Raw genomic sequence first — 25846 nt, 5'->3', positions numbered from 1 at the left:
CTCAGAAGCGCCAGATGAAGTCGACGAAGGCGCGGTGCATCACCGAATCGGTGCCGCTGCCGTAGGCGTCGCCCGGCAGGAACACGCCGGCGCGCAGGCGTACCAGGGCCGAGCGATCATCCAGTTGTTCGGCGACGGTGGCCGGCAGCAGGCCCTGCTTGAAGTAGCGGGTCAGCACCAGGTCGACTTCCTGGCCGATGTCTTTCTCGCCGGCTACCAGCGGTGCGGTGATGCCGCTGTCGCCGACGTCCTGGTCGCCATCGACGCGCCAGAAACGGTGATAGACGACGCTGGCGTCGTAGTCCTCGCCCAGCTGCCAGGAGCTGAACGCACTGGCCACCTGCAGGTTCGACAGTTCGCCGCGGAAGGCCTCGCCGTAACGGTGCAGACGCGATTCGACGCCGGTGAAGTTGGCGCGGTTGCTGTGCAGGCCTGTCTGCATGAACTGGCGCGACTTGCCTTCATCGCCACCGCCGCTACCACGGGCATAGGCGGCGCCGATCTTCCAGTTGTCATCGAGGCTGTAGCGTAGGCCCAGGTCCATCGCCCAGGCGTCGACATCCTGGCTGCGCGAACCGGTGGCGATACGGTCGTTGCCGACCACTTCCTGCTGCAGCTGATCGGTATCGCCTTGCAGCCAGGTCAGCTGCGCCCAGTAGTTGAGACGATTGCGCGAATTGCGCTCGAAGAAGCCGCCGTCGGCATGCAGGCCGAACCAGGTGAGGTCACCGGTGTAGCGTTTGCTCAGTTCGTCGACACGCTCGCCAGGATTGGCCAGGCGGCCGTCGTCGCGGCTGTGGTGCAGCTTGGCGCCGATGCGGTGGCCTGGTGTCCACTGGTAGTCGAGGCCGGCGAAGAAGTGCTGGCGATCTTCGTCTTCGGGCGCCAGGTCATCGAGGTCGGTGCGGTAATCGGAGAAGCGCTCGGCAACGCCGACCGTGGCTTGCAGCAGAGTGGTATCGAAGCGCCAATTGACGGCTTCGATATTGGTGTCCCACCAGGTGCCTTCGTTGCTGCGCAGACGCTGACGGCCGACGCGCAGGTGTTCACCCGGGTAGGCGGTGAGGCCGGCGTAATCGACCCAGAATTCGCGCATGGCCAGGTAGCTCTTGTCCGGCTGGCGCGCGTCGCTGCGTTGTTCGCTGCCTTCGCCGTCATCCTGTAGCGGGTCGGTTTCGATGGTGTCGGTGGCGGTAACCGCCTGGCCCATGGCGAAGGCGCTCCAGTCACCACGCTCGCCGTAGACCCAGGGGCGCAGGTCAAGACCGATACCGTTGACGTCGCCACCCGAGCGGGTGCCGAGGTCGCGGTCGTCTTCCGATTGCGCGGTGATCTTCACATCCAGGCCGAAATTCTTCGGCGCATCCGCCGCCCAGGCAGCGCTCGCGGCCAGCAGACTGGCGCTCAGACCCAGCTGGCTGACGATTTTGTTCAACTGCATGCGTGCATCCTTGTTCATGGCTGGCTGACCTGCAGGGCGGCCTGCTGCTGCAGGACGATGCCGCGGGCATCACGCTCCTCGCGCAGTAGGCGTTGGCCCTCGGCCAGTTGTGCCGGGGTCAGGCTCTCGGCCACTTCATGCGCCAGCTCGAAGGTCGGTGGCGTGTTGCGCGGCAGGGCCAGCTGGCTGAAGACATAGGCGTTGACCGGGTTGGGCTTGACCCCGCGGCCCTGGCTGAACATCTGCGCCAGGGCGAAGTCGGCGCTGAGCTGGCCGGCGCGCGCGGCGCTGAGCAGGTGATCGAGCGCCTGCTGGGCGTAGACCTCGCCCAGGTAGCCGCGCAGGTAGATCTGGCCCAAGTAGTAATTGGCGCTGGGCTCGCTGGGTGCGGCCTTGCGCAGATGCTCCTCGGCCTTCTTCGGCTGCTGCGGCAGCAGCTTGCCTTCGTAGTACAGGCGCCCGAGCAGCAGTTCGGCGCGCGGCAGGGCCGCCTCGCGACCCTTCTCCAGATAGCCGAGCAGGGTGTCGATATCGCCTTGTCCCGGATAGTCATAGAGCAGACGCGCCAGGCTGACCCAGGCTGCCGGATAATTCGGCGCAATGGCCTCGAGCAGGTCCTGTGCCTGCTGCGGTTGCGGCTGGCCGAGCTCAGGGTCGCTGAGGACTTGAGCCACGGACTCGACCTGGTTGGGCGAAACATTGCCAGCGCGGTAGCCCGCGAGCAGTTGGTCGATCAGCGCCTGGCGGTCGTCTTCGCGGTTCTGCTTCTGGTACACGGTGGCCAGCTCGGCGTAGCAGGCGTCGTTGCTGGCCAGGCGTGCCTGGCAGATACGCTCGATCTCGCCCAGGTGCTGGTCGTAGGTGCCATCGGTGCGGTACAGAAGAATCTGCGCCAGTTCTGCCTGGGGCAGACCCTGCTGGCGCCAGTCTTGGATACGTTGCGCAAGGTTCATGGCGGGGAAGTCCTGTGGGTAGAACAGGTAGAGTTCGGTCAGCGGCAGCAGCGCACTGGGCTCGTGAGCCTGCGCTGCGCTCTCCAGCAGCTCGACGGCCTCCTGGCGCTCGGCCAGGCTGCTGCCGGGCTTGCGCGCCAGCAGCTTGCCGAGGCGCGCCTTGGCGCGCGGTGAGCCGTCGAGTGCCTGACGGTAGATACGCTCGGCCTCATCCAGATCCTGGGTCTGGCCATTGGCGGCGTAGATGTCGGCCAGGCCGATCTGCGCGTCGCTGTAGCCCATCTCGGCGAGCTGGCGGAAATGCCATTCGGCGGTCTGCTGGTCACCGCTCTGCAGGGCTTCGCGGGCCAGGCGCTCATCCGGCAGGCCGGCGCAGCCAGCCAGCGTGGCGCTGACGGCGAGGCCGAGCAGGGCAGGGCGAAGGAGGGGCATGCTCACGGCGTGACCTCCTTAGCGACCTGCCGCGACAGCGCGGTCGACCAGCCAGCCCAGCGACGGGCCACGGTCGATCACCACATCCACTGGCTGACCGGCGAGGCTGGCCGGCAGGGTGTCCTGCGGCTTGATCACCACGCGGATATCCGAGCTCAGGCCGCCATCATGCAGCGCGCTGCTGACGATCTCGCCGTGACGCGCCTGGTCTTCGCCCGCGACTTTGAAGGTCACCGGCGTGCCGGGGCGTGCCTGCTCCAGGTGACGGTAGGGGAAGTTGGCGCTGACGGTGGTCACGCCATCCTGCGGGACCAGTTCGAAGATCACGTCGCCCTTGCTGGCGAACTGGCCGTCGGCCACCAGTTGGCGGGCGATCTTGCAGTTGCACGGGCTGGTCAGCGTGCCCTGCATCTCGCGGGCGAACAGCGCTTCGATCTGGCTCGGTTCGAGCTGGTCGTCGCCCAGATGGCCCTTGAGCATTTCCAGCATGCTGGTGGTGAAGGTCGCGATCGGTGCGCCTTTCTCGACGATGCCATCGGGCTGCGCCAGGCTCTGCACGCTGCCCTCGCGTGGCATGGTCACCTGCAGCGCCGGCAGGCTGATCTGTGCCGACTGCGCGTGGGTGACGAAGTACAGGCCGTAGATCGACTTGCCGATGTAGCCGAAGGCGGCCAGGCCGATCACGAAGATCGCGGCGCTGAAGGTCACGGCGCGCAGGCGACCGAACATGCCCATGCCACCGCCAGCGCCGTTCTTGCGTGCCTTGGTGAAGTTGTCGCGCTGGAGGATGTGCAGCACCTCGCCGACGTTGACCAGCTCACCGGCCAGGTGGCTGCTGATCAGGTGGCGCAGGGCCGCGGTTTCACGTGCGCCGAGGCCGTGGAACTGGCAGCCGACGCGGTTGTGCTCGGGCTGTACCGAGGTGACCTGAAATTCGATGTCCAGGCCCAGTACCAGGCTGTCGAGCTGGAACTGCAACTGGCCGCGGTGGAAGTCCCCGACCTTGTGCGTGGCGCTTTCGCTGGTGAAGCTGAAGCCGCCGGCAGAGACATCCTGCAGGCGTGCATCGATGCGTTCGCCCTTGGCGTTGGTGTAGCGCAGGCGCCCCGGTAGCTTGACGCGGGCGTGCTGGCGCTGGGCCTCGGACTCATGGACGACGTTGAGATTGGCGACGGAGTTCATGGTGGCTAATTCCTATTCGAGTACGGTCATACCAGCGCCAGCAGCGCGGCGATGAAGACGGAGGCAGCAGAAAAAGTCATGGCACGCGACGACCAGCTGTTGAACCAGTTGGCGAAGCTGGACAGGCGGCGGTTGAGCTTGGTGTTCTGGCGCGTCCAGGATTGCTGGTCGAGGCGGAAGAACACGTAGATCTTCACCAGGGCGCCGACGATCTGGTTGTAATAGAGCAGCGCCGGGAAGGCCGGGCCGATGCGGTGCCCGGAGAGCATCAGCAGCAGCGTCAGGATCAGCCGCGTGCTGCCGATCCACAGCAGGTAGATCAGCAGGTACATCAGGCTGTACTTGATGCTGGCGATGATCGCTACGGATAGGCCCAGTAGGCAGGTCCACATCGACACACGCTGGTCGAACAGCACCAGACTGGTGAAGGCGCCGAGGCGGCCCATGCCCAGACGCAGGGCGCGCGAGTTCTGCCGCAGGTTGTTGCCGTACCAGCGGAACATCAGCTTGCGGCTGGCCTTGATGAAACTCTTCTCCGGCGGGTGCTCGACCGTGTTGATCGCCGCATCCGGCACGTAGAAGGTGTCGTAGCCCAGGCGCATCAGGCTGTACCAGCTGGACTTGTCGTCACCAGTGAGGAACTGGAAGCGCCCCAGGCGCCAGTGTTCCAGGTGATCGCTTTCCACGTCGCGGATGAACTCGGGGTCGGTCACCACGCTGGCGCGGAACACCGACATGCGCCCGGTCATGGTCAGCACGCGTTTGGAGAGCGCCATCGAGCACATGTTGAGGTGGCGCTGAGCGAAGCGCAGCTTGTGCCACTCGCTCATCAGGTAGCTGCCGCGTACCTCGCAGAACTCGTTGGTGGTCAGCCCGCCGACGTTGGGGAAGAGCTTGAACCAGGGCACGGTCTTGATCACCACGCCCGGCTCGAGCACGGTATCGCCGTCGATCACCGCCACCACCGCATCGCGGTCCGGCATCTGCCGGGAAATGGCGCGGAAACCATAGGCCAGACCATCACGCTTGCCGGTGCCGGGGATGCGTACGATGTCCAGGGTGACATGCGCCGGCGGCTCGGCCTGAGCCCAGAGGTTCTTGATCAGCAACTCGTCGGAGAGCTCGACGATCGAGCACACCACGGTGCAGGGATACCCGCAGTCGATGGCTTCGCGAATCACCGAGCGGTAGACCATGGCGGTGGTCAGCGCCTCGATGCGAAAGCTGGTGACCAGCAGGAACACATGAGAGGGGTCGGCGTCCTTGCCGAGTTTTGTAACCTTGCGGCGATACCAGGGGTACACCAGGTAAAGGAACAGGCAGCCACGCACGAAGTGCATGGCGCCCATGGAATAGCGCCAGATGCCGACGATGCCGATGAGCAGGATGAAATCTCGCGCTTCGGGGTCGAACACCGTGCGTGGCAGGGCCAGTGCCAGCAGCATCAGCAGGCTGAGATAGAGCATCCAGCCGCTGGCTTGGTTGAGGTCGTTCTTGAGCTTGTCCATATGCGTCTCCGAGTACCTGCGCGCGCTGGGCGCGCAGGTACGCTCGGGCCCTTACCAGCAGATGCCTTCGGCCACGCCATTGCTGGCGTGGGGCATGAAGCCGACCAGGTCGATCACCCGTTTGCCGCTCGGCGCCTGCTCAGCCAGCTTGGCGAAACGCTCGTCGCTGTTGCCCAGAACGATGATGTCGGCCTTGGCCACGACGTCTTCGAGGTCGCTGTTGAGCAGCGAGGAAACGTGCGGGATCTTCGACTCGATGTATTCCTTGTTGGCCCCGTGGACACGGGCGTATTCGACGTTGCGGTCGTAGATGCTCAGGTCGAAACCCTTGCCGATGAGCATTTCCGCCAGTTCCACCTGCGGGCTTTCACGCAGGTCATCGGTGCCGGCCTTGAAGCTCAGGCCGAGCAGGGCGACCTTGCGCGAATCCTGGCTGGCGATGATGTCGAAGGCCTTCTGCACCTGGGCGGCGTTGCTGCGCATCAGCGAACCGATCAGCGGCGCTTCCACGTCCAGGCTGTTGGCGCGGTAGTTCAGCGCACGCACGTCCTTGGGCAGGCAGGAGCCGCCGAAGGCGAAGCCAGGCTTCATGTAGTACTTGGACAGGTTCAGCTTGTGGTCCTGGCAGACCACGTCCATCACCTCGCGACCGTCGACGCCGACTGCCTTGGCGATGTTGCCGATCTCGTTGGCGAAGGTGACCTTGGCCGCGTGCCAGACGTTGCAGGTGTACTTGATCATCTCGGCGACTTCGATGTCCTTGCGGATGATCGGTGCGTCCAGCTCGCTGTAGATGCTTTCCAGCAGGTCGCCGGAGGCTTTGTCCAGCTCACCGATGACGGTCATCGGGGGGAAATCGTAGTCCTTGATCGCGGTGCTCTCGCGCAGGAACTCGGGGTTCACCGCCAGGCCGAAGTCGACGCCAGCCTTCTTGCCCGAGCAGTCTTCGAGAATCGGCAGTACCACGTTCTTCGCGGTGCCCGGCAGTACGGTGCTGCGAACCACTACGGTGTGGCGCTCTTTCTTGTCGCGCATGGCGAAACCGATCTCGCGGCACACGCCTTCGATGTAGTTCAGTTCCAAGTCGCCGTTCTTCTTGCTCGGCGTACCGACGCAGATGAACGACACATCGCTTTCCAGAACGGCAGCGGCAACGTCGGTGGTGCCACGCAGGCGGCCCTGACGCAGACCTTGTTGCAGCAGTTCTTCCAGGCCCGGTTCAACGATGGGCGATTTGCCGTTATTGATCAGGTCGATCTTGTTCGCGGAGATATCCACGCCAATCACGTCGTGACCTCGTGCCGACAAACAGCCGGCACAAACGGCACCTACATAACCCAAACCAAAGATACTGATTCGCATGGTATTAACCTCGTCCGTTTGATGCAGTTTTAAATACTGGCCTTATGGCCAAAGCTCGTCCGTGAACTCACCGTTTTAATAGGTTTGAGTTCATTCAGGCATAAGTAGAGTGGGCGCCGGAAGTGGCACCAAGTGCGGGCCTTTATATTGAAGGCTGGCCCTTTGATGTTGTCGCTGTCGCCTCGCTTGAGGCCTCTATGTCGGTACTGTGGCGGGTTGCCATCTCTCCCTTTGGCGCGCACAAACTTTCTTTTGGGTGAAACTGTTCGGCAAAACTTAATTCGCTATCTGGCAGGTTCAAGTGTTCAGAAAGTTATGTATTGAAATGTGTTACGGGCTGTATGAGTAGCGGCCCTTTCGGATAGTTCCTACCGTTCGTCCTGAAGCTGAACCGGAGCTGAACGGCTAATTTGATTGCAATATAATGGCAAGTTGCAAAATGCATGATGGCAATATGTTCATTAATATGCTTGAAACTATCGGATAACTAAGCCGTGCAATAAGTTCGCGAAGAAGTGCAGTTGCGCTGAAAGTGTGACGCCAAGCAGGTTTTCAGGTGCAGGCATGTGGCCGCAGGAACCACGGGCAAGCGCAACGCTCGCGCTGCAGCGAAGCGGCAGGCGAGAGAGAGGCGGAAGAGGGCAAGCGCAGCGGCCAAGCCCATGCGACAACCGATGAGCGGTGCATGGGCTTGGCTGGAGGAGGGGTCAGTCTTGCGGCTGGTCGCGCAGGAAAACCAGACTGTCGGTCTTGGAATGCTCGGCTGAATAACGGTAGCCCTGATAGTTGAAGTCTTTCAGGCCTTCAGGGTTGGTCAGGCGCTCCTTGATCACGTAGCGCGCCATCAGGCCGCGGGCCTTCTTGGCGTAGAAGCTGATGATCTTGTACTGGCCGTTCTTCAGGTCCTTGAACTCGGTGTCGATGAGGCGTGCGTTCAGCGCCTTGCGTTTGACCGCGCCGAAGTACTCGTTGGAGGCCAGGTTGAGCAGCACGTCATCGCCTTGGGCCGCCAGCGCTTCGTTGAGCCAGCCGCTGATGCGCTCGCCCCAGAAGGCGTACAGATCCTTGCCGCGGCCGTTGGCCAGCTTGGTGCCCATTTCCAGGCGGTAGGCCTGCATCAGGTCCAGCGGGCGCAGCACGCCGTACAGGCCGGAAAGCATGCGCAGGTGAGTCTGAGCGAAGTCGAAATCCTCTTCGGAGAAATCCTCGGCGTTCAGCCCGGTGTACACGTCGCCCTTGAACGCCAGCAGCGCCTGCTTGGCGTTGGACGGGTTGAACGGCCGCTCCCAGCTACCGAAACGCGCGGCATTGAGGCCGGCAAGCTTGTCCGACAGATGCATCAGCTCGGCGATCTGCGCCGGGCTGAAATCGCGCAGTTGGGCGATCAGTTCCTGGGCGTGGTCGAGGTGTTCGGGTTGGGTGAAGCGCGGGGTGGCGGGTGGCGTCTCGTAGTCGAGGGTCTTGGCCGGTGAAATCACCATCAGCATGTGCGGAATCTCCAGAAAGCGTGACGGCGATTCTAGAGGTCAGGGGGCGGCAAGACCACCTATCGGGGTGATTGAGCAACGCGTGGTAGGCACGAGCCCTGCTCGCGAAGCGTTCGCGGGCAATTGAGCACAGGCGGAGCGTTACCTGCACCTGATTGGCGCGGCATGCTGCAAGAGGGGGCGGGGTAGAGAAGGGAGTGACAGCAGGTAGGACTTCGGACTGTAACGGGGTGCTGGCGGCTCGCCAAGCACTATCTGTCGCGTCTGCAAATAAACCTGCATGACAAAAAAAAACGTTTTTCTGTCATGTGAATTGGAGTAATAAAAAAGCAAGACCGCCGAAACCTGCATACAGGTGGCGGCCATTGGCCCTCACCTTGCTTGCCACCTTTCGGCCCCGACCTGAAAAAGTCGGCGGTCTCTGTCCGGCGCAGCACCGCCCAGGTATTGCGTCGCCTGGCTACTACAAGAAGGTGACCGAGTATGGATGACCACGGACGCTCCAAGCCCACCGCTCCAACCCTCTACGCCCTCGACACCAATGTTCTGATCCACGATCCCAACGCCTTGCTCAACTTCGAAGAACACCACGTCGCCATCCCGATGACGGTGTTGGAGGAACTCGACAAACTGAAATCCGGCAAGCATGGCGTTGCCGCCGAATGTCGCCAGGCCATCCGCCTGATCGATCAGATTCTCGCCGGTGCCGAACCTGAGGACGTCGAGTACGGGGTACCCATCCAGCGCGGCAAGAGCGGCCCCTGTGGTCGTCTTTCCATCCTTATGAGTAAAAGTGCGGCGCCGGTGACCTGGCTGCCGGAAAACCTCAACGACAACAAGATCATCAACCAGTTGGTGGAATTGAAGTCGCGCAACCCCGGGCTGTCCGTGGTGCTAGTGACCAAGGACATCAACATGCGCCTGAAGGCGCGCGCTTGTGGTATCGACGCCGAGGACTATCACACCGACCAATTGGTCGATGACGTCTCGCTGCTGTCGAAGGGGTATCACGACATGCCCGGCTCGTTCTGGGATCGCGTGAGCAAGGTCGACACCCGTCAGGATCACGGCCGTACCTGGCACCGCGTGCAACTGACCGACAACCTGCCGGCCGTGCACGTCAACGAGTTCATCCTCGATGAGCAGGGCTTCGTCGGCTGGATCAAGGCGATCAAGGGCGATGAACTGGTGATCCTCGACATGCACCAGGAACCGCTGCTGCACCAGGAAGCCTGGGGCCTGAAACCCCGCGACATCCATCAGGCGCTGGCGCTGTTCGCGCTGCTCGACCCGGACATTCACCTGGTCAACCTGTCCGGCGCCGCCGGCTCGGGCAAGACCATCCTGGCGCTGGCCGCGGCCATCGAGCAGACCATGGTCAGCAAGCGCTACCGCAGGATCATCGCCACCCGCAGCGTGCAGGGGCTGGACCAGGAGATCGGCTTTCTGCCCGGTACCGAGGCGGAGAAGATGGAGCCCTGGCTCGGCGCGATTACCGACAACCTCGAAGCGCTGCATATGGAGGACGAGAGCACCCACGGCAGCGTCGACTACATCCTGCAGAAGGTACCGCTGCAATTTAAGTCGCTGAACTACATCCGCGGGCGCAGCTTCCAGCAGAGCCTGATCCTCATCGACGAATGCCAGAACCTCACCCCGCACCAGATGAAGACCATCATCACCCGTGCCGGCAACGGCTCGAAGGTGGTGTGCCTGGGCAACCTGGCGCAGATCGACACCCCTTACCTATCCGCGCCCAGCTCGGGCCTGACCTACCTCACCGAACGCTTCAAGGACTTCCCGCACGGCGTGCACATCACCCTGCAAGGCGTACCGCGCTCGATCCTCGCGGAGTACGCGGAAACCCATATGTAACCCTGTAGCTGTTAAACACCGGCGCCCCTGCTCGCAAGAGCAGGGGCGTTTTAGTCTGCATCAACGAATTTCTGCAGGTCCCGTGGGAGCGGCTTCAGCCGCGATGATCGCGGATAAATCCGCTCCTACAGTTGTGTCGCCGGATGCAGTCAGTAGCCCGGATGAAATCCGGGTATTTTTGCCGCTCCGGCCCGGATTTCATTCGGGCTACGAAATCCTGACCTGCAGGTTTACAATCCGCCGATTCCCGCCAGGAGCTTTCCCGTGCTGACCCACCTCGATTCCCAAGGCCGCGCGCATATGGTCGACGTCACCGACAAGGCGACCACCTTCCGCGAAGCCACCGCAGAAGCGCGCGTGCGCATGCTGCCCGCCACCCTGCAGATGATCGTTGCTGGTGAGCACCCCAAGGGCGACGTGTTCGCCGTGGCGCGCATTGCCGGCATCCAGGCCGCGAAGAAAACCAGTGACCTGATCCCCCTTTGCCACCCGCTGATGCTCACCGGCGTCAAGGTCGAGCTACGCGCCGAAGGCGACGACAGCGTGCATATCACTGCCCGTTGCAAACTGTCCGGGCAAACCGGTGTCGAGATGGAAGCACTGACTGCCGCCAGCGTCGCCGCGCTGACCATCTATGACATGTGCAAGGCCGTGGATCGCGGCATGGTCATCGAGCAGGTACGCCTGCTGGAAAAGCTCGGCGGCAAGAGCGGTCACTACAAGCTGGAGGAACAAGCATGATCCGCGTGCAATACTTCGCCCGCTACCGTGAAGCCCTGGGCCGTGACGATGAACAACTGAGCGGCGACTTCGCCACCCTCGACGACGTACGCCTGCACCTGGTGGCCCGTGGTGGCGAATGGGAAGTGCTGGGTGAGCAGAACCTGATGTGCGCGCGTAATCAGGAGCTCTGCAGCCTCGACGAGCCGCTGACCGAGGGCGATGAAGTCGCCTTCTTCCCCACCGTTACCGGCGGTTGACGCAGGTACCGTAGGGTGGGCTTCAGCCCACCAATCTCTCCAAGCCGCCTGCTCTTGACCAGCGTCCTTTGCAAACGAGATCCTCATGACCATCCGCGTCCAAGCCCAACCCTTCGATCCCGGCAGCGAGCTCAACGCCCTGCATGCCGCCAACCTCGGCATCGGCGCGGTGGTCACCTTCGTCGGCTACGTGCGCGATTTCAATGATGGCCGCGAAGTCGGTGGCATGTTCCTCGAGCACTTCCCCGGCATGACCGAAAAGGCTCTGGGCAAGATCGCCGATGAGGCGCGCGAGCGCTGGCCGCTGCTGGGCATCGAGATCATCCACCGCGTCGGTCGCCTGGAGCCGGGCGAACCCATCGTCTTCGTCGGCACCAGCAGCGCCCACCGCCAGGCGTCGTTCGATGCCTGCAACTTCATCATGGATTATCTGAAAACCCGCGCGCCGTTCTGGAAGAAGGAAGACACCAGCCAGGGCCCATGCTGGGTCGAAGGCCGCTGCAGCGACCAGAGCGCCGCCGAGCGTTGGCAGCGCCCGTAGGGTGCGCCGCGCGCACCGGCCCTTCGCTACACCGCGCTCGAATAGACAGCGACATCATCAACATCGCTCGGTGCGCATGGCGCACCCTACGGTGCCCTGAGCTCTACGCCAGCGCCAGATGCACCCGCAACGCAATCGGCACCAACATCAGCAATACGCCCAAACCCAGCACGCGTACGCCCCATTCGTGCTCGCGGAAGTTGAAGCCGACGCCCAACAGCAGAAAGCCACCGATCAGCAGCATCAGCATCAGGTGATAGTGGTCCATGGCGCTTCTCCACGTTGCAGTCCTGATTACAGCTTAGTCCCGCCGTCTGGCTTGGGGGCTGATCTGGGGCAATGAATGCCTGACTCGATTGGCGACAAAAGGCGTCTCGATTGGTCGCTGTCTGGCGCCAGGGCCTGCTCCATACTGTGCGCAGTCATCGTCAAGGATCGTCCATGCGCCTGTTCCCCTCACTCCTGCTCGCCGGCCTGCTGGCCGCCACGCCGCTGGCCGCTGCCGAGCGCAGTTTCACCATCCTGCACAGCAACGACTGGCAGTCGCGCCTGCTCGGTTTCGGCCCGAACAACGAATACACCCCGGCGACGGTGAACGATGACGACACCGTTGGCGGCGTCGCGCGCCTGGCCACCTTGTTGAACGAACGCCGAGCGGCAGCCGGCGAAGAGCCTCTGCTGCTGCTCGACGGCGGTGACTTCACCATGGGCACGCTGTTTCACACCATCGCCCGCGAGATGGGCAGCGAACTGCGCCTGATGAGTGAGCTGGGCTACGACGCGGCAGTGATCGGCAACCACGAATTCGACTTCCGCCCGGCCGGGCTCGCCGCGATGATCAGCGCCGCGCACAAGGCCAAGGGCGACGCGCTGGTGCCGCTGCTGTCGAGCAACATGCGTTTCGATCCGACCAGCAAGGCCGACGACAGCCTCCAGGCACACGCCGACGCCGGGCGCATCCTGCCGTACAAGCTGATCGAGCGCGGTGGCATCCGCTTCGGCCTGTTTGGCCTGCTCGGCAACGATGCTGTGGCCGTCAGCCCGATGATCAAGCCGCTAACCTTTGCCGACCCGGTCGCCACCGCCAGGGATACCGTGGCCAAGCTGCGCGAGGAGGGCGCCGAGGTGGTCATCCTGCTGTCGCATATGGGCGTTACCCAGCAGGCCGATGGCAGCTGGCGCGGCGAGGAAGTGGAGCTGGTCGAGCAGGTGCCGGGCATCGATATTGTCGTCGGCGGCCACTCGCATGTGGCTCTGCCGCAGCCGGTGCTGGTCAACGGGCATACCCCGGTGGTGCAGGCCGGTTCGGAAATCCAGTACCTCGGCGAACTGCGCATGACCCTCGGCGACGACGGCGTACCGCGTGTGCGCGACTACCGCCTGCATCCGGTCAACGACAGTATCGCCGGCGATGCCGCCATCACCGCCAAGGTGGAAGACTTCAAGCAGGTGGTCAGCGAGCGCATGCTCACGCCCAAGGGCTACCGATTCGACCAGCCGCTGGCCAAGGTCGACCAGAGTCTGGGCCGTGATTTCACCGATCAGACCCTGGCCAACCTGGTGACCGATGCGCTGCGTCATGCCGTCGATGCCGACCTGGCGTTCACCGGCAACGGCACCATCCGCGATGACCTGCTCAAGGGTCGCAACGGTGTGCAGGACGTCTCCGACCTGTTCCGCATCGCCCCGCTGGGCATCGGCGAGTTCGACGACGAGCCCGGTTATCCGATGATCAAGGCCTACATCAGCGCGCGCGAAATCAAGTCGCTGCTGGAAGTGCTGCTACTCGCCTATCAACTGCGTGATAGCCAGAGCTATTACCCGCGCGTTTCCGGCGTGCGCTTTACCTACAACCCCTGGCGCGTGCCGTTCGACCGCGTCAGCCGCATCGAGATCGGTGATGCGGTCAAGGGTTACCGCGACCTGGATCTCGACGACACGCGTCTCTACAGCATCGGTGCCACCAGCTACGTTGGCAGTTTCACCTGGCTGGTGCCGGAGTTGACCAAGGGTTTGCTCGACGTCATCCCCAAGGACGCCGAGGGCCGCCCATTGCCGCGTATCGAAGACGCCATCGTCGACCAGGACCCGGATAAAGAAGGCGTGCAGGAACTCAAGGAATGGCAGGTGTTGCTCGACCATATACGCAGCCTGCCGGATATCGACGGTGACGGTCTGGCCGACATTCCCACCACCGGCGCGGCGGCCGAGGCGCGCATGATCCGCGCGCCGAGCCTGCATCCGGCCGATATGTTTCGCCTGGCCGGGCCGATGCAGTGGGGCGCCAGTGCCGTGATTCTGGCCTGCGTGCTGCTGATTCTCTGGTTGCTAAGCCGCCCGCTGCGCCGCCGCAGTCAGCGTTGACGGCCGCAGGGTGCGCCGCGCGCACCGGGAGTGACGCGCTACTCGGCCTTCACGCTCGCACAACGCGCCCATAGTTTCCGGGCGCGCCCGGCTGAACGTCATGACTCCGTTGGCTTGGTGCGCACGGCGCCCCCGAGGGGCCGCCACCTTGCCAAGCCTTGCGTGCCTCCGTATGGTGCAAAGCCGCCTGATTCGGAAGCTACGCAATGATCGCTCAGCACTGCCTGCTCGGTGACCGTGCTCAACCGTCCAACCCTCGCCCAGATAAAGGCCGCGCCACTGGCGCGGTGCTCGCCTTATGAACGCACTCAATCATTCGCGCCCGCTGGCGCTGTTCGGCCTGCTGCTGGCCAACCTTTGCTGGTCCGGCAACGCCCTGGTGGCGCGCGCCTTTGCCGGTGAAATCGCGCCGTTCACCCTGTCGTTCTGGCGCTGGTGCCTGGCGTTGGCATTACTGCTGCCCTTCGTTGCCGTGCCGCTGTGGCGTCACCGCGCAGCCCTCCGTCATGCAGGCTGGCGCCTGCTAGTGCTCGGGGCGCTGGGCATCGCCGGCTACAACTCACTGCTCTACTGCGCTGCGCAGACCACTGCGGCGATCAACATCTCGCTGGTCAACACCTGCCTGCCGCTGGTGACCTTCATCGGCGCCGGGCTATTGCTCAACGAATGGCCGGCGCGCCGTGCCTGGTGGGGCATGCTGGTGGCCGTGGCGGGGCTGGCGGTGTTGATCAGCCAGGGGCAATGGAGCCGCCTGGCCAGCCTGTCGTTCAATCAGGGTGACCTGATCATGCTGCTGGCCGTGGTCGACTGGGCGTTGTATTCGCTGCTGCTGCGGCGCTGGGCGGCATATCTGCAGCCGATTCCGCCGCTGGCGCTATTGGGGGCATTCATCCTGCTCGGCGTGCCGCTGATCCTGCCGTTCTACCTCTACGAGCTGAGCCAGGGCGCGCACCTGGCGTTCAACGTCGCCAACCTCTCGGCCGTCGCCTACACCGCTGTGTTCGCCTCGCTGCTGGCCTACCTGGCCTGGAACCACGGTATTCGCGTGATCGGTGCGGCCAAGGCGGCGCTGACCAACTACGTCATGCCGGTATTCACCGCATTGCTGGGCTGGGTGCTGTTGAACGAGAGCCTTCAGGTCTACCACTGGCTGGGCGCCGCGATGATCTTCGGCGGCCTGCTGCTGGCCACGCGACCAGGCAAAAGCGCCTGAAAATACCCCGATCAGCGTAATGCCGTTCAAGGTCCTGCGCGCTTTGCTCCCCTCTCCCATTTATGGGAGAGGGGTTGGGGGAGAGGGCTGAAAACGCCGTAAGTCTGCCGGCACCCCGCCGAACGCGGCTCTGGGGAGAGGATGGCAGCCGCGTAGGGTGGATCACGCTTCACCGATCCACCTTTCAGCGGCGGCGGATGAAAAAGGCGTCATCCGCCCTACGGCGATCCCTTCATTCCGGCTTCAGCATCACGAAGGCTTCACCGCCTTCGCGATCGTGCATCAGGATGAACGGCTGCCCAGCGATCATCAGCTTCACCGGTACCTTGCGCGGCACCGTGGTGCCGGCGTTGATCGCCGCGGCGCTGAGCAACTGGCGAGTCAGGGTGTCATCCTCCTGCGCCTCACTGGTCACCACGCATTCATGGCTGACCTTCACCTGAATGCTCAGGCTCTTGTCCGCATTGAAGCCGATGGTGGCGAAGCCCATATCGGTCATCTCGGTGACGCCATACTGCCGCGCCACGCGATGCGCCTCGGCAAAGCTCGGCGCCGTCTGCAGGCAGATATCGCGAAAGGCCTGCACCACGGGCGAAGTGACCGGCACCGGTGGCTGCGAACCCAGATTGGCGCAAGCGCCGAGAAAGCCAAGGCTGACAAGCAAGGCGAACTGTTTCATCACATCATTCCTTAATGACGGTTGTTCAGGGTTGCTGGCAAAGATCATGCCCCAGCAACTGCGAAGCCAACCCTTTGGCGAGATAGGTTTCAACCACGCGGCCATCGCTGCATTCGGTCTTGTGGCCGATGGCGAAACCGATGGAAAGCACAACGAATAGCGCCAGGCCGAGATTCTGGATGGGCGTCATGACAGGACTCGCTGGGTAAACAATGGGGCAGGATGAAGAGGCGGGCAGGGGATGGCAAGTGCCAATGCTCCGCTCTGGATTTGTCCGCGCGGCGAGCCAATACTGGCAACCACCGAAACCGGCAAGGGACTGTGCAATGAAGAAGCTGATCATCATTCTGCTGCTGGGCGCCGCCTTCTGGCAGTTCTACCTGAGCAAGCCTGGCAGCCCGATCATCAGCAACATCGCCAGCGATGGCTCGGTGATGGACAACCCGGTGGTCACTCAGCCCGGCTCGTCCAGCTTCTCGCTGGACAGCCTGCGCCCTTCACCCACGATCAGCCAACCTACAACCCAGGTCGCCAGCAAGCAATATCGCTGCGATGGCCGCACCCACTGCTCGCAGATGACCTCCTGCGACGAAGCCACCTTCTTCCTGCGCAACTGTCCCGACACCAAGATGGACGGCGACAACGATGGCGTGCCCTGTGAAGGGCAATGGTGCGGGCGTTAAGGCAGGGTGATCGACATACCACTCAGCGCAACCTGGGCGACAAGCATCCAGGCAACCGCGCTGAGGATGCCCAACACGCTGTAGCCGACGACGATGCCAATAGCGATCTGCTTCCACAGCCCGGCATGGCGGTTGGGTTCGTTGCGGTAATGCGTCGGCATATCACGCTCCGCCCGCAGATCGTCGAAGTCGTCTCTCGCTCTCAAGGTGCTCTCCTGGTTCATGGGCCAGCGCGCGGCGGCGCTGCAGCCTGCTGGACGCGGATTTTCCGGCATCGCCCGACAGCCCCGCAAGCACCGTCTAAGCGGTTGAGGGGCGAGCCGCAGGCTCAGAAACGAGCGATTCAGCGAGTCGCCACCCGCGAAGCCTAACCGCTTGATAAAACGTAAATTTATCGATGATCTGGGGTTGACAGCGATAGGCGAGACGCGGACAATGCGCGCCGTTGGCTACATAGCTCAGTTGGTTAGAGCGCAGCATTCATAATGCTGATGTCCCAGGTTCAAGTCCCGGTGTAGCCACCATATCCTCCTTCTAGCTGTCTACAGCAGTCTACGAAACACCCCAAGAAGCCCGCCCTGTGCGGGCTTTCTTGTCTCTGTCTGTATCTACTTATCTACCCCTAGCCCTTCCCGCCGTGTATGCCCCTGTGTATGCTTCGACAAAAGTTGAACTCGAGGCATACACACAATGAAGCGTTCGGAGATCAAGCGCCGCCCCCTGGCAGATACCACGCTGGCCAGCCTCGAGTCGGAGGCAGCTGCCTACCGCGAATTGGACAGTGCCGGCCTGTATTTCAGGGTGAAGCCCAACGGCGGCAAGTCCTGGGAGCTGCGCTACAAGAAACCGGACGGCAAATGGTCATGGTTGGGGTTGGGTGGTTACCCGGAAGTCAGCGGCGCCCTCGCCCGACAGAAGGCCGCTGAGCTGAAGGCCGATGCGTCTGCCGGGCGCAACCCCCTTGCCAGCAAGCAAGCGCGCAAAGCCGAGGCACTGGCGACTGCCAACAACACGTTCGAGCACCTAGCCCGGGAGTGGCACACCTCGCGCCTTGGTGGATGGGACAGCGGAACCGCTGCGAGGGTGATGGGTGCGCTTGAGCGCCATGTGTTCCCCACCTTCGGCAAGCGCCCTTACACAGAGATCCTGTCCATGGAGTGGATGGAGCTGCTGCGCGGCATGGAGCAGCAAGGCATCCTCGAGCAGATGAGCCGGGTGCGTGCCTACTGCAAGGACGTGTACGACCTGGCCAGGGTTACCGGCCGGGCCGTGAACAATCCGCTTGAGGGCATACACAAGTTCCTTTCCTCCGGCAAAGCCGAGAACTATGCCCACGTCTCCCGGGACGAGCTGCCCGCGCTGCTCCGGGCAATTCAGTCCTACCCACACGCCAAGGATGTGCAAATAGGTTTGCGCCTGCTAACCCTGCTGGCCGTCCGCCCCAGCGAGCTACGCGAAGCCCAGTGGTCAGAGTTCGACTTTGCCAAACAGGTGTGGACGATCCCGGTAGAACGCAAAGGCCGCAAGAAGGGCCGCGAACACCTGGTGCCACTCTGCCGCCAAGCCATTGCCCTGCTGGAAGAACTGCGACCGATCACTGGAGCCTATGCCCTGCTGTTCCCTGGCTGTTGCCGCTGACCGAAAACTGACCCAGTAGAGGCTGTTCTGCCGACTGAAAACTGACCCAGGTGTTCAACTGCTTCTGCTCAATTTTTGAGCAGGAGAACACAGGGTGATCAGTATGGAAATGATGGGCAAAATTCGGCGGATGTATTTCCGCGACAAGCTGTCGCTGCATGAGATAGCCAAGCGCACCGGGCTGGCGCGCAACACGATTCGCAAGTGGGTCAGAGCACCTGAGGCCAAGCAGCCGGTGTACCAACGCCGCGCGATCTTTAACAAACTCAGCCCTTTTCACGCCACGCTAGAGCAGGCGCTAAAAGCCGATTCGCTGCGCCCCAAGCAACAGCGGCGCAGTGCCAAGGCGCTGTTGGCGCAAATCAAAGCCGATGGTTATGACGGTGGCTACAGCCAGCTCACCGCGTTTATCCGTGCCTGGCGAGGGGGACAGGGCAAGGCGTCGCAGGCCTTTGTGCCGCTGACCTTTGCTCTTGGCGAGGCGTTTCAGTTTGACTGGAGCGAGGAAGGCTTGCTGGTCGGCGGCATTTACCGGCGTATGCAGGTGGCACATCTGAAGCTGTGTGCCAGCCGTGCGTTCTGGCTTGTGGCGTATCCGAGCCAGGGCCATGAGATGTTATTTGACGCCCATACACGCTCGTTCGGCGCCTTGGGCGGCGTGCCGCGCCGGGGCATCTACGACAACATGAAGACCGCCGTCGACAAGGTCAATAAGGGCAAAGGCCGGGCGGTGAATGCACGCTTTGCGGTGATGTGCGCGCATTACCTGTTCGATCCGGACTTCTGCAACGTCGCCGCTGGTTGGGAAAAGGGCATCGTTGAAAAGAACGTGCAAGACAGCCGCAGGCGTATCTGGCTAGACGCCCAGGACTGTCAGTTTCACTCCTTCGAGGAACTCAATGCCTGGCTGGGCCAGCGCTGCCGCGCGCTTTGGAACGAGCTGACGCACCCTCAATACAGCGGGCTGAGTGTGGCCGAAGTGCTTGAGTTGGAGCGCGCTGAACTGATGCCTGTGCCAGCGCCATTCGACGGTTACGTCGAGCGGCCTGCGCGGGTCTCCAGCACCTGCCTGGTCAGCGTCGGGCGCAACCGCTACTCGGTGCCGTGTGAGTACGCGGGTAAGTGGGTCAGCAGCCGTTTGTATCCGACGCGAATCGAGGTGGTGGCTGACGACGCGCTGATCGCCAGCCATGTCCGCTTGCTGGATCGCGACCAGGTCAGCTATGACTGGCAGCACTACCTCCCGCTGATCGAACGCAAGCCCGGTGCGCTGCGCAACGGCGCGCCCTTTGCTGATCTGCCGGCGCCGCTGCGTCAACTTAAGCACGGTCTGGGGCGTCATGCCGGCGGTGACCGGATCATGGCGCAAGTTCTGGCTGCCGTACCGGTCGCCGGGCTCGATGCGGTGTTGGTGGCTGTTGAGCTGGTACTGGAAAGCGGCAGCCTGAGCGCCGAACACATCCTCAATGTCGTGGCGCGCCTGGCCGCGACCGAACCACCACCCAGCGTCGAAACCCACTTGTCGCTCAAGGAAGCCCCCGTCGCTAACACGGCGCGCTACGACCGCCTGCGTGGCCAGGCCGAGGAGGTCGGTCATGCGTGATTTGATGGCGGAACTCAAGGAGCTGCGCCTGCACGGCATGGCCACGGCCTGGGCGGAGTTAACTGCACAGGGTGAGTCGAACACAGCCTCGTCCAAGTGGCTGCTCGAACACCTGCTGGAACAAGAGCACACAGATCGCGCCATGCGCTCGGTGAGCCACCAGATGAACATGGCCAAGCTGCCGATGCACCGCGATCTGGCCAGCTTCGATTTCAACGCCTCTAGCGCCGACGCACGCCTGATCAGCGAGCTGGCCAGCCTGGCCTTTACCGACACCGCGCAGAACGTGGTGCTGATCGGTGGGCCAGGCACCGGTAAAACCCACCTAGCCACCGCGCTGGCCGTGTCCGGCATCACCCGGCATGGCAAGCGCGTGCGCTTCTACTCCACGGTCGATCTGGTCAATCTGCTGGAGCGCGAAAAACACGACGGCAAAGCCGGGCGGATCGCCCAGGCACTGCTGCGCATGGATCTGGTCATCCTCGACGAACTGGGTTATCTGCCGTTCAGCCAGGCTGGCGGTGCGTTGCTGTTTCACCTGCTGTCCAAGCTGTACGAACACACCAGCGTGGTGATCACCACCAACCTGAGCTTCGCCGAATGGTCGAGCGTGTTCGGCGACGCCAAGATGACCACCGCCCTGCTGGATCGGCTGACCCACCACTGCCACATCGTCGAAACCGGTAACGAGTCCTATCGCCTGCAACACAGTAGCTTGGCGGCCCAGGCCAAGATCAAATCACGGGAGCGAAAGCGTAAGGGCGGCTAGGAACCGGAGGACGATGAGTCGTTCTGATTTCATGGTGACGACGGCCTGCTGCATGGCTGCATGTGGCAGGTCTTCAACAGCTGAACTGGGACAGCGAGGGAGTGGGTTCAAAAGCAGCTGCGCTGGTAGACTTATCCACAGTTGCTGGTAACAAAATCAGCAATCCGCCCTGGGTCAAATTTCAATCGGCAGGGTGGGTCAATTTTCCATCAGCGCCAACAGCTATCTGGCTTAGCGGGGCGGTTCGTAGCGGATTCATAATCCCAGCTCGCCCCCCAACCCAACAATTTCCCACCCCAAAAACAAAAAACCCCGCTTTTGCGGGGTTCTGTTTATGCACTGCCTACAACGATCAAACGTTAAAGCGGAAGTGCATCACGTCGCCGTCTTTGATGATGTAGTCCTTGCCTTCCAGGCGCCATTTGCCGGCTTCCTTGGCGCCGGCTTCGCCCTTGTACTGGATGAAGTCGTCGTAGGCGATGACTTCGGCGCGGATGAAGCCTTTTTCGAAGTCGGTGTGGATCGCAGCAGCTGACTGCGGGGCGGTGGCGCCGACTTTGACGGTCCAGGCACGCACTTCCTTCACGCCAGCGGTGAAGTAGGTCTGCAGGTTGAGCAGCGAGTAACCGGCGCGGATCACGCGGTTCAGGCCCGGCTCTTCCATGCCCATGGTTTCGAGGAACATCTGCATTTCTTCGAGATCGTCCAGTTCGGCGATCTCGGCTTCGATCTTGTTGCACACCGGCACGACGATGGCGCCTTCTGCGTCGGCGATGGCTTGCACCACGTCGAGGTGCGGGTTGTTCTCGAAGCCGTCTTCGGCGACGTTGGCGATGTACATCACCGGCTTGGTGGTGAGCAGGTGGAAGGTCTTGGCCAGGCGCTTCTCGTCGTCACCCAGGTCTTTGAGCAGGCTGCGCGCCGGCTTGCCTTCGGTGAGGTGGGGGATGAGCTTTTCCAGCAGGGCCTTTTGCGCCACGGATTCCTTGTCGCCACCCTTGGCGGTACGAGCTACGCGCTGCAGTTGCTTCTCGCAGCTGTCGAGGTCGGCCATGATCAGTTCGAGGTCGATGATCTCGATGTCGCGCTTGGGGTCGACGCTGTTGGCCACGTGGATGACGTTCTCGTCTTCGAAGCAGCGCACCACGTGGGCGATGGCGTCGGTCTCGCGGATGTTGGCGAGGAACTTGTTGCCCAGGCCTTCACCTTTCGACGCGCCCGCTACCAGGCCGGCGATGTCGACGAATTCCATGGTGGTGGGGATGACCTTCTCGGGCTTGACGATCTCGGCCAGGGCATCCAGGCGCGGGTCGGGCATGGGCACGATGCCGCTGTTCGGCTCGATGGTGCAGAAGGGGAAGTTTTCTGCGGCGATGCCGGACTTGGTGAGGGCGTTGAACAGGGTGGACTTGCCGACGTTGGGCAGGCCGACGATGCCGCAGTTGAATCCCATGGTGTGTCCCTCGGGGGAAAGGTGGTTACTTGGTGGCCTTCTGGCTATGCAGTTTGCGCATGGCCACGGTCCAGTCGCCGGCGAGTATTTCCGGCAGGACGTCCAAGGCGAAGTCGATGCTCTGCTCGAGCAGTTCCTGTTCGCTGCGTGGGGCGCGTCCGAGCACGTAGCCGGAGACCAGGCTGGCGTGCCCCGGGTGGCCGATGCCGAGCCGCAGGCGATGAAAGTTATTCTGGTTACCGAGCTGGGCGATGATGTCGCGCAGGCCGTTATGCCCGCCGTGGCCGCCGCCCTGCTTGAGCTTGGCGACGCCGGGAGGCATGTCGAGTTCGTCGTGAGCCACCAGGATCTCTTCAGGCTTGAGCTTGAAGAAATTGGCCAAGGCCGCCACGGACTGGCCGCTGCGGTTCATGTAGGTGGTGGGGATAAGCAGACGAACTTCGCGCCCCTGATGGACGAATTTGCCCACCAGGCCGAAATATTTGCGATCTACGGAGAGGTTGGCGCGCTGGCTGGCGGCCACGCGCTCAACGAAAAGGGCCCCTGCATTGTGCCGGGTCTGGTCGTATTCGGGGCCCGGGTTACCCAGGCCAACGATCAGTTGTACGGCAGTCATACAGGAGCCCTTTCGTGAACATGGCCCGGCGTGATCGCATGCCGGGCCAGCTGCTGACGATTACTCGGCAGCGCCTTCGCCGGCAGCTTCTTCACGAACGCGCGGCAGATGGATGCTGGCTACCGGCAGGTCACTGCCGTGGGCCAGAGCAACCAGCTCAACGCCTTTCGGCAGCTTGATGTCGGACAGGTGAACGGTCTGGTCAACAGCGACTGCAGCCATGTCGACTTCGATGAATTCCGGCAGGTCTTTCGGCAGGCAGGAAACTTCGACTTCGTTCAGGGCGTGCAGAACTTCGCCGCCGCCTTGCTTGACGCCAACGGAGCTGGCTTCGTTGATGAAGTGCAGCGGTACGTGGGCGGTCAGTTTCTGGCCGGCAACGACGCGCTGGAAGTCAGCGTGCAGAACGAAGCCTTTGGCCGGGTGGCGCTGCAGGGCTTTGATCAGTACGTTTTCTTTGGTGCCGGCAACGTCCAGGCTCAGGACGTGGCTGAAGGCAGCTTCGTTTTCCAGCAGCTTGGCCAGGTCTTTGGCCAGCAGGCTGATGGATTGCGGGGCTTTGTCGCCACCGTAGATCACGGCAGGCACCATGGACACGTTACGACGCAGGCGGCGGCTCGCACCTTTCCCCAGGTCGGAACGCACTTCGGCATTCAGGGCAAATTCAACAGTCATTTCACTTCTCCAAAATAACCAAACCGCCTTGTGGCTTGCGACCAGCCTCGGGCGGTAGGGCAAAAAGCCCCGCACGAGGCGGGGCGCTTAACGTCAGCGGGTTCCTTAGCGGAACATCGCGCTGATCGATTCTTCATTGCTGATGCGGCGAACCGCTTCGGCGACGACCGGGGCGATGTCGAGCTGGCGAATACGCGAGCAAGACTGCGCTGCAGCGGACAGCGGGATGGTGTTGGTGACCACCAGCTCGTCCAGCGACGAATTTTCAATGTTCTCGATGGCGCGGCCGGACAGCACCGGGTGGGTGCAGTAGGCGTAGACCTTGGCGGCACCGCGCTCTTTCAGCGCTTTGGCGGCGTGGCACAGGGTACCGGCGGTGTCGACCATGTCGTCGACGAGGATGCAGGTACGGCCTTCGACGTCACCGATGATGTGCATCACTTCGGACTGGTTGGCTTTCTCACGACGCTTGTCGATGATCGCCAGGTCGACGCCCAGGCTCTTGGCCACGGCGCGGGCACGAACGACGCCGCCGATATCGGGGGAGACGATCATCAGGTTGTCGAAGCGCTGGTCTTCGATGTCGTCGACCAGGACCGGGGAGCCGTAGATGTTGTCCACCGGAATGTCGAAGAAGCCCTGGATCTGGTCAGCGTGCAGGTCGACGGTCAGCACGCGGTCGATACCGACCACGGTGAGCATGTCGGCCACTACCTTGGCGCTGATCGCCACACGTGCAGAACGCGGGCGGCGATCCTGACGGGCGTAGCCGAAGTAGGGGATGACTGCGGTGATGCGAGTCGCCGAGGAACGGCGGAAGGCATCAGCCATCACGACCAGTTCCATCAGGTTATCGTTGGTGGGTGCACAGGTCGGCTGAATCAGGAAGACGTCTTTACCGCGGACGTTTTCGTTGATTTCGATCATGATTTCGCCGTCGGAGAACTTACCGACCGACGCATCGCCGAGGGGAATGTGCAGCTGACGAACGATCCGTCGCGCCAGATCGGGGTTTGCGTTCCCCGTGAAGACCATCATCTTGGACACGCGCAGTACCTGCCGGCTGGGGGTATACCTGGATGGGTATGGAAAATGGCAGGGGCGGCTGGATTCGAACCAACGCATGCCAGGATCAAAACCTGGTGCCTTACCGCTTGGCGACGCCCCTATATTCAGTATCGAATGCTGCTTGACTCGGTTTGCGATGCCTCCCGGAGGAGGTTATGGCAGGGGCGGCTGGATTCGAACCAACGCATGCCAGGATCAAAACCTGGTGCCTTACCGCTTGGCGACGCCCCTGTATCGTATAACCGAATGCTGAGCATTCACTTCTTGGCCAATGCTTGGAGCCTGCGGTGCAGCATCGAAATGTTGCGACCTTGAGCGACAAAACTCGGCAGAGTGCCTGGAAGTTGGCGGGCGACTTTATCAGCATCGTCCCTATTTGGGAAGCTCCCAAATATGCAAGCTCCAGTGCCGGTCAATCTAGCCTGAACAAATTTGTTCAACAAGATCAAAGCGTTACGAACTTCAGGGTAACGCTTCTCTACGACCGGCTGGCAGTCGTTTCGACCACCCCCCGCAAGAAGGCTGCGAACTTTAATGGGCGGCGTATCCCGTGTCAACTCGGGCGAGCCGAAAACTTCTGCTGTGCTTACAAAGACTTGCGGTGCGGCGACGAGGAACCAGGGTTCCTCCAGTTCGACGGGCGTCAGGCGCTCGCCAACACCCTCGGCAAAGGCCGCACGACCGCGCACGAATACCGGCACATCGGCGCCCAGGGCCAGACCCAGTTCGGCCAGGCGATCTTCGCCCAATTGGGTGTTCCACAGATAGTCGAGGCCGAGCAGGGTGGTGGCAGCGTCCGAACTGCCGCCGCCGATGCCGCCGCCCATGGGCAGGCGTTTGTCCAACCAGATATCGGCGCCCAGCGCGGTGCCTGAAGCTTCCTGCAGGCGCCTGGCGGCGCGCACGATCAGGTTGCTGTCATGTGGCACGCCGTCGATGGGTGTATGCAGGCAGATTTCGCCATCCTGGCGGACGCTGAAGCCAAGTTCATCGCCGTGGTCGAGAAACTGAAACAGGGTCTGCAGCTCGTGATAGCCGTCGGCGCGACGGCCGAGGATATGCAGCATCAGGTTGAGCTTGGCAGGGGCGGGCAGGATCAGTTCGGCGTGGGTGGGGATGGCGGTGTTGGTCATGGGGTGCGCTGAAGAGTCGTGTTAGGGGCTTGTCTCCCCTCTCCCGCTTGCGGGAGAGGGGCGGGGGAGAGGGGCGGCAAATCACCCTCTCCCCGGCCCTCTCCCATAAATGGGAGAGGGAGTGGTCCGCCGCGTGGCCTATCCACGCGGCTGCGTGCTATGGGAGGCGCTGGGCAAGCTGTCGCGGCTGA

Annotated in this window: 24 protein-coding genes, 3 tRNA genes and 1 pseudogene; 11 read left to right on the top strand and 17 right to left on the bottom strand. The window is 62.5% G+C overall.

The window, feature by feature from the left end; all coding sequences use genetic code 11:
- Window position 1: 1 nt before the first annotated feature.
- The 6 genes from AAEQ75_RS03025 to yaaA form a co-directional block, all read right to left on the bottom strand.
- Entirely contained in the window at window positions 2-1441 is a 1440-nt protein-coding gene (locus AAEQ75_RS03025; RefSeq protein WP_147811287.1) for an alginate export family protein, read from the bottom strand.
- Window positions 1442-1455: 14 nt separating this feature from the next.
- A complete protein-coding gene (algK, locus tag AAEQ75_RS03020; RefSeq protein ID WP_343350847.1) occupies window positions 1456-2832 on the bottom strand; it encodes an alginate biosynthesis TPR repeat lipoprotein AlgK in 1377 nt (458 codons plus the stop codon).
- 12 nt (window positions 2833-2844) lie between these two features.
- A complete protein-coding gene (locus AAEQ75_RS03015; RefSeq protein ID WP_343350846.1) occupies window positions 2845-4008 on the bottom strand; it encodes an alginate biosynthesis protein Alg44 in 1164 nt (387 codons plus the stop codon).
- Window positions 4009-4034: 26 nt separating this feature from the next.
- Window positions 4035-5516: a mannuronan synthase gene (gene alg8, locus AAEQ75_RS03010; protein WP_343350845.1), complete on the bottom strand. Its 1482-nt coding sequence runs from the start codon at window positions 5514-5516 to the stop codon at window positions 4035-4037.
- A gap of 51 nt (window positions 5517-5567) precedes the next feature.
- Window positions 5568-6878, bottom strand: coding sequence for a GDP-mannose 6-dehydrogenase (gene algD / locus AAEQ75_RS03005; protein WP_343350844.1), 1311 nt, complete (start codon window positions 6876-6878; stop codon window positions 5568-5570).
- A 707-nt stretch (window positions 6879-7585) separates the two neighbouring features.
- A complete protein-coding gene (gene yaaA, locus AAEQ75_RS03000) occupies window positions 7586-8365 on the bottom strand; it encodes a peroxide stress protein YaaA (RefSeq protein WP_296232555.1) in 780 nt (259 codons plus the stop codon).
- Between the two features lie 483 nt (window positions 8366-8848).
- Here yaaA and AAEQ75_RS02995 point away from each other — a divergent pair, with 483 nt between their 5' ends.
- The 4 genes from AAEQ75_RS02995 to moaE all read left to right on the top strand — a co-directional run bounded on the left by AAEQ75_RS02995 (window position 8849) and on the right by moaE (window position 11761).
- Window positions 8849-10240, top strand: a complete 1392-nt coding sequence (locus AAEQ75_RS02995; RefSeq protein WP_037005508.1) for a PhoH family protein — start codon at window positions 8849-8851, stop codon at window positions 10238-10240.
- A 264-nt stretch (window positions 10241-10504) separates the two neighbouring features.
- Window positions 10505-10981 (top strand): cyclic pyranopterin monophosphate synthase MoaC, encoded by a 477-nt coding sequence (moaC, locus tag AAEQ75_RS02990; RefSeq protein WP_003459465.1) that lies wholly within the window; start codon window positions 10505-10507, stop codon window positions 10979-10981.
- Window positions 10978-11220, top strand: coding sequence for a MoaD/ThiS family protein (locus tag AAEQ75_RS02985; protein ID WP_099522377.1), 243 nt, complete (start codon window positions 10978-10980; stop codon window positions 11218-11220). The genes moaC and AAEQ75_RS02985 overlap by 4 nt, the downstream gene beginning before the upstream one ends.
- An 85-nt stretch (window positions 11221-11305) precedes the next feature.
- Complete coding sequence (moaE, locus tag AAEQ75_RS02980; protein WP_343350843.1) at window positions 11306-11761, top strand: molybdopterin synthase catalytic subunit MoaE; 456 nt, start codon at window positions 11306-11308, stop codon at window positions 11759-11761.
- 103 nt (window positions 11762-11864) lie between these two features.
- Here the strand turns inward: moaE and AAEQ75_RS02975 are convergent, their stop codons facing one another.
- Window positions 11865-12029 (bottom strand): hypothetical protein, encoded by a 165-nt coding sequence (locus AAEQ75_RS02975; protein WP_003459472.1) that lies wholly within the window; start codon window positions 12027-12029, stop codon window positions 11865-11867.
- 173 nt (window positions 12030-12202) lie between these two features.
- Between AAEQ75_RS02975 and AAEQ75_RS02970 the strand changes: the two genes are divergently transcribed.
- Together AAEQ75_RS02970 and AAEQ75_RS02965 are read left to right on the top strand one after the other, a co-directional pair.
- The gene (locus AAEQ75_RS02970) at window positions 12203-14125 is read left to right on the top strand and encodes a bifunctional metallophosphatase/5'-nucleotidase (protein WP_343350842.1); all 1923 of its coding nucleotides are present in this window, start codon (window positions 12203-12205) and stop codon (window positions 14123-14125) included.
- Between the two features lie 298 nt (window positions 14126-14423).
- Window positions 14424-15338, top strand: coding sequence for a DMT family transporter (locus tag AAEQ75_RS02965; RefSeq protein ID WP_343350841.1), 915 nt, complete (start codon window positions 14424-14426; stop codon window positions 15336-15338).
- 232 nt (window positions 15339-15570) lie between these two features.
- Here the strand turns inward: AAEQ75_RS02965 and AAEQ75_RS02960 are convergent, their stop codons facing one another.
- A complete protein-coding gene (locus tag AAEQ75_RS02960; protein WP_343350840.1) occupies window positions 15571-16017 on the bottom strand; it encodes a hypothetical protein in 447 nt (148 codons plus the stop codon).
- A 25-nt stretch (window positions 16018-16042) separates the two neighbouring features.
- Entirely contained in the window at window positions 16043-16207 is a 165-nt protein-coding gene (locus AAEQ75_RS02955; RefSeq protein WP_099522372.1) for a hypothetical protein, read from the bottom strand.
- 136 nt (window positions 16208-16343) lie between these two features.
- Between AAEQ75_RS02955 and AAEQ75_RS02950 the strand changes: the two genes are divergently transcribed.
- Window positions 16344-16700, top strand: coding sequence for an excalibur calcium-binding domain-containing protein (locus AAEQ75_RS02950; RefSeq protein WP_343350839.1), 357 nt, complete (start codon window positions 16344-16346; stop codon window positions 16698-16700).
- On the opposite strand, the gene AAEQ75_RS02945 is transcribed toward AAEQ75_RS02950, so the two are convergent.
- Entirely contained in the window at window positions 16697-16924 is a 228-nt protein-coding gene (locus AAEQ75_RS02945) for a hypothetical protein (protein ID WP_143506860.1), read from the bottom strand. The genes AAEQ75_RS02950 and AAEQ75_RS02945 overlap by 4 nt on opposite strands.
- A gap of 223 nt (window positions 16925-17147) precedes the next feature.
- On the opposite strand from AAEQ75_RS02945, the gene AAEQ75_RS02940 reads away from it, so the two are divergent.
- The 4 genes and pseudogenes from AAEQ75_RS02940 to istB all read left to right on the top strand — a co-directional run bounded on the left by AAEQ75_RS02940 (window position 17148) and on the right by istB (window position 20710).
- A tRNA-Met gene (locus AAEQ75_RS02940) sits at window positions 17148-17224 on the top strand.
- Between the two features lie 166 nt (window positions 17225-17390).
- Window positions 17391-18326, top strand: a pseudogene (locus AAEQ75_RS02935) (tyrosine-type recombinase/integrase); the annotation flags it as partial.
- Window positions 18327-18441: 115 nt separating this feature from the next.
- Complete coding sequence (gene istA / locus AAEQ75_RS02930; protein WP_153605164.1) at window positions 18442-19941, top strand: IS21-like element ISPst3 family transposase; 1500 nt, start codon at window positions 18442-18444, stop codon at window positions 19939-19941.
- The gene (gene istB / locus AAEQ75_RS02925) at window positions 19934-20710 is read left to right on the top strand and encodes an IS21-like element ISPst3 family helper ATPase IstB (protein WP_198757821.1); all 777 of its coding nucleotides are present in this window, start codon (window positions 19934-19936) and stop codon (window positions 20708-20710) included. Before istA ends, istB begins: the two co-directional genes overlap by 8 nt.
- 352 nt (window positions 20711-21062) lie before the next feature.
- Here istB and ychF read toward each other — a convergent pair whose 3' ends face one another.
- From ychF to ispE, 7 genes are all read right to left on the bottom strand, one after another.
- Window positions 21063-22163 (bottom strand): redox-regulated ATPase YchF, encoded by a 1101-nt coding sequence (gene ychF / locus AAEQ75_RS02920; protein WP_343350838.1) that lies wholly within the window; start codon window positions 22161-22163, stop codon window positions 21063-21065.
- A 25-nt stretch (window positions 22164-22188) separates the two neighbouring features.
- On the bottom strand, window positions 22189-22779 hold the full coding sequence (pth, locus tag AAEQ75_RS02915; RefSeq protein WP_099522360.1) for an aminoacyl-tRNA hydrolase: 591 nt from the start codon (window positions 22777-22779) through the stop codon (window positions 22189-22191).
- Window positions 22780-22839: 60 nt separating this feature from the next.
- Window positions 22840-23454 (bottom strand): 50S ribosomal protein L25/general stress protein Ctc, encoded by a 615-nt coding sequence (locus AAEQ75_RS02910; protein ID WP_256836594.1) that lies wholly within the window; start codon window positions 23452-23454, stop codon window positions 22840-22842.
- Window positions 23455-23559: 105 nt separating this feature from the next.
- Complete coding sequence (locus AAEQ75_RS02905) at window positions 23560-24501, bottom strand: ribose-phosphate pyrophosphokinase (protein WP_106732851.1); 942 nt, start codon at window positions 24499-24501, stop codon at window positions 23560-23562.
- A 46-nt stretch (window positions 24502-24547) separates the two neighbouring features.
- Window positions 24548-24622: transfer RNA gene (locus tag AAEQ75_RS02900), tRNA-Gln, on the bottom strand.
- Between the two features lie 56 nt (window positions 24623-24678).
- A tRNA-Gln gene (locus tag AAEQ75_RS02895) sits at window positions 24679-24753 on the bottom strand.
- Between the two features lie 26 nt (window positions 24754-24779).
- Entirely contained in the window at window positions 24780-25655 is an 876-nt protein-coding gene (ispE, locus tag AAEQ75_RS02890; protein ID WP_343350837.1) for a 4-(cytidine 5'-diphospho)-2-C-methyl-D-erythritol kinase, read from the bottom strand.
- Between the last annotated feature and the right edge of the window lie 191 nt (window positions 25656-25846).

The organism is Pseudomonas sediminis, from assembly GCF_039555755.1.
Lineage (GTDB): Bacteria > Pseudomonadota > Gammaproteobacteria > Pseudomonadales > Pseudomonadaceae > Aquipseudomonas > Aquipseudomonas mendocina_D.
The sequence above is the reverse complement of the archived record's forward strand: the minus strand, read 5'-3'. Positions and strand labels throughout refer to the sequence as shown.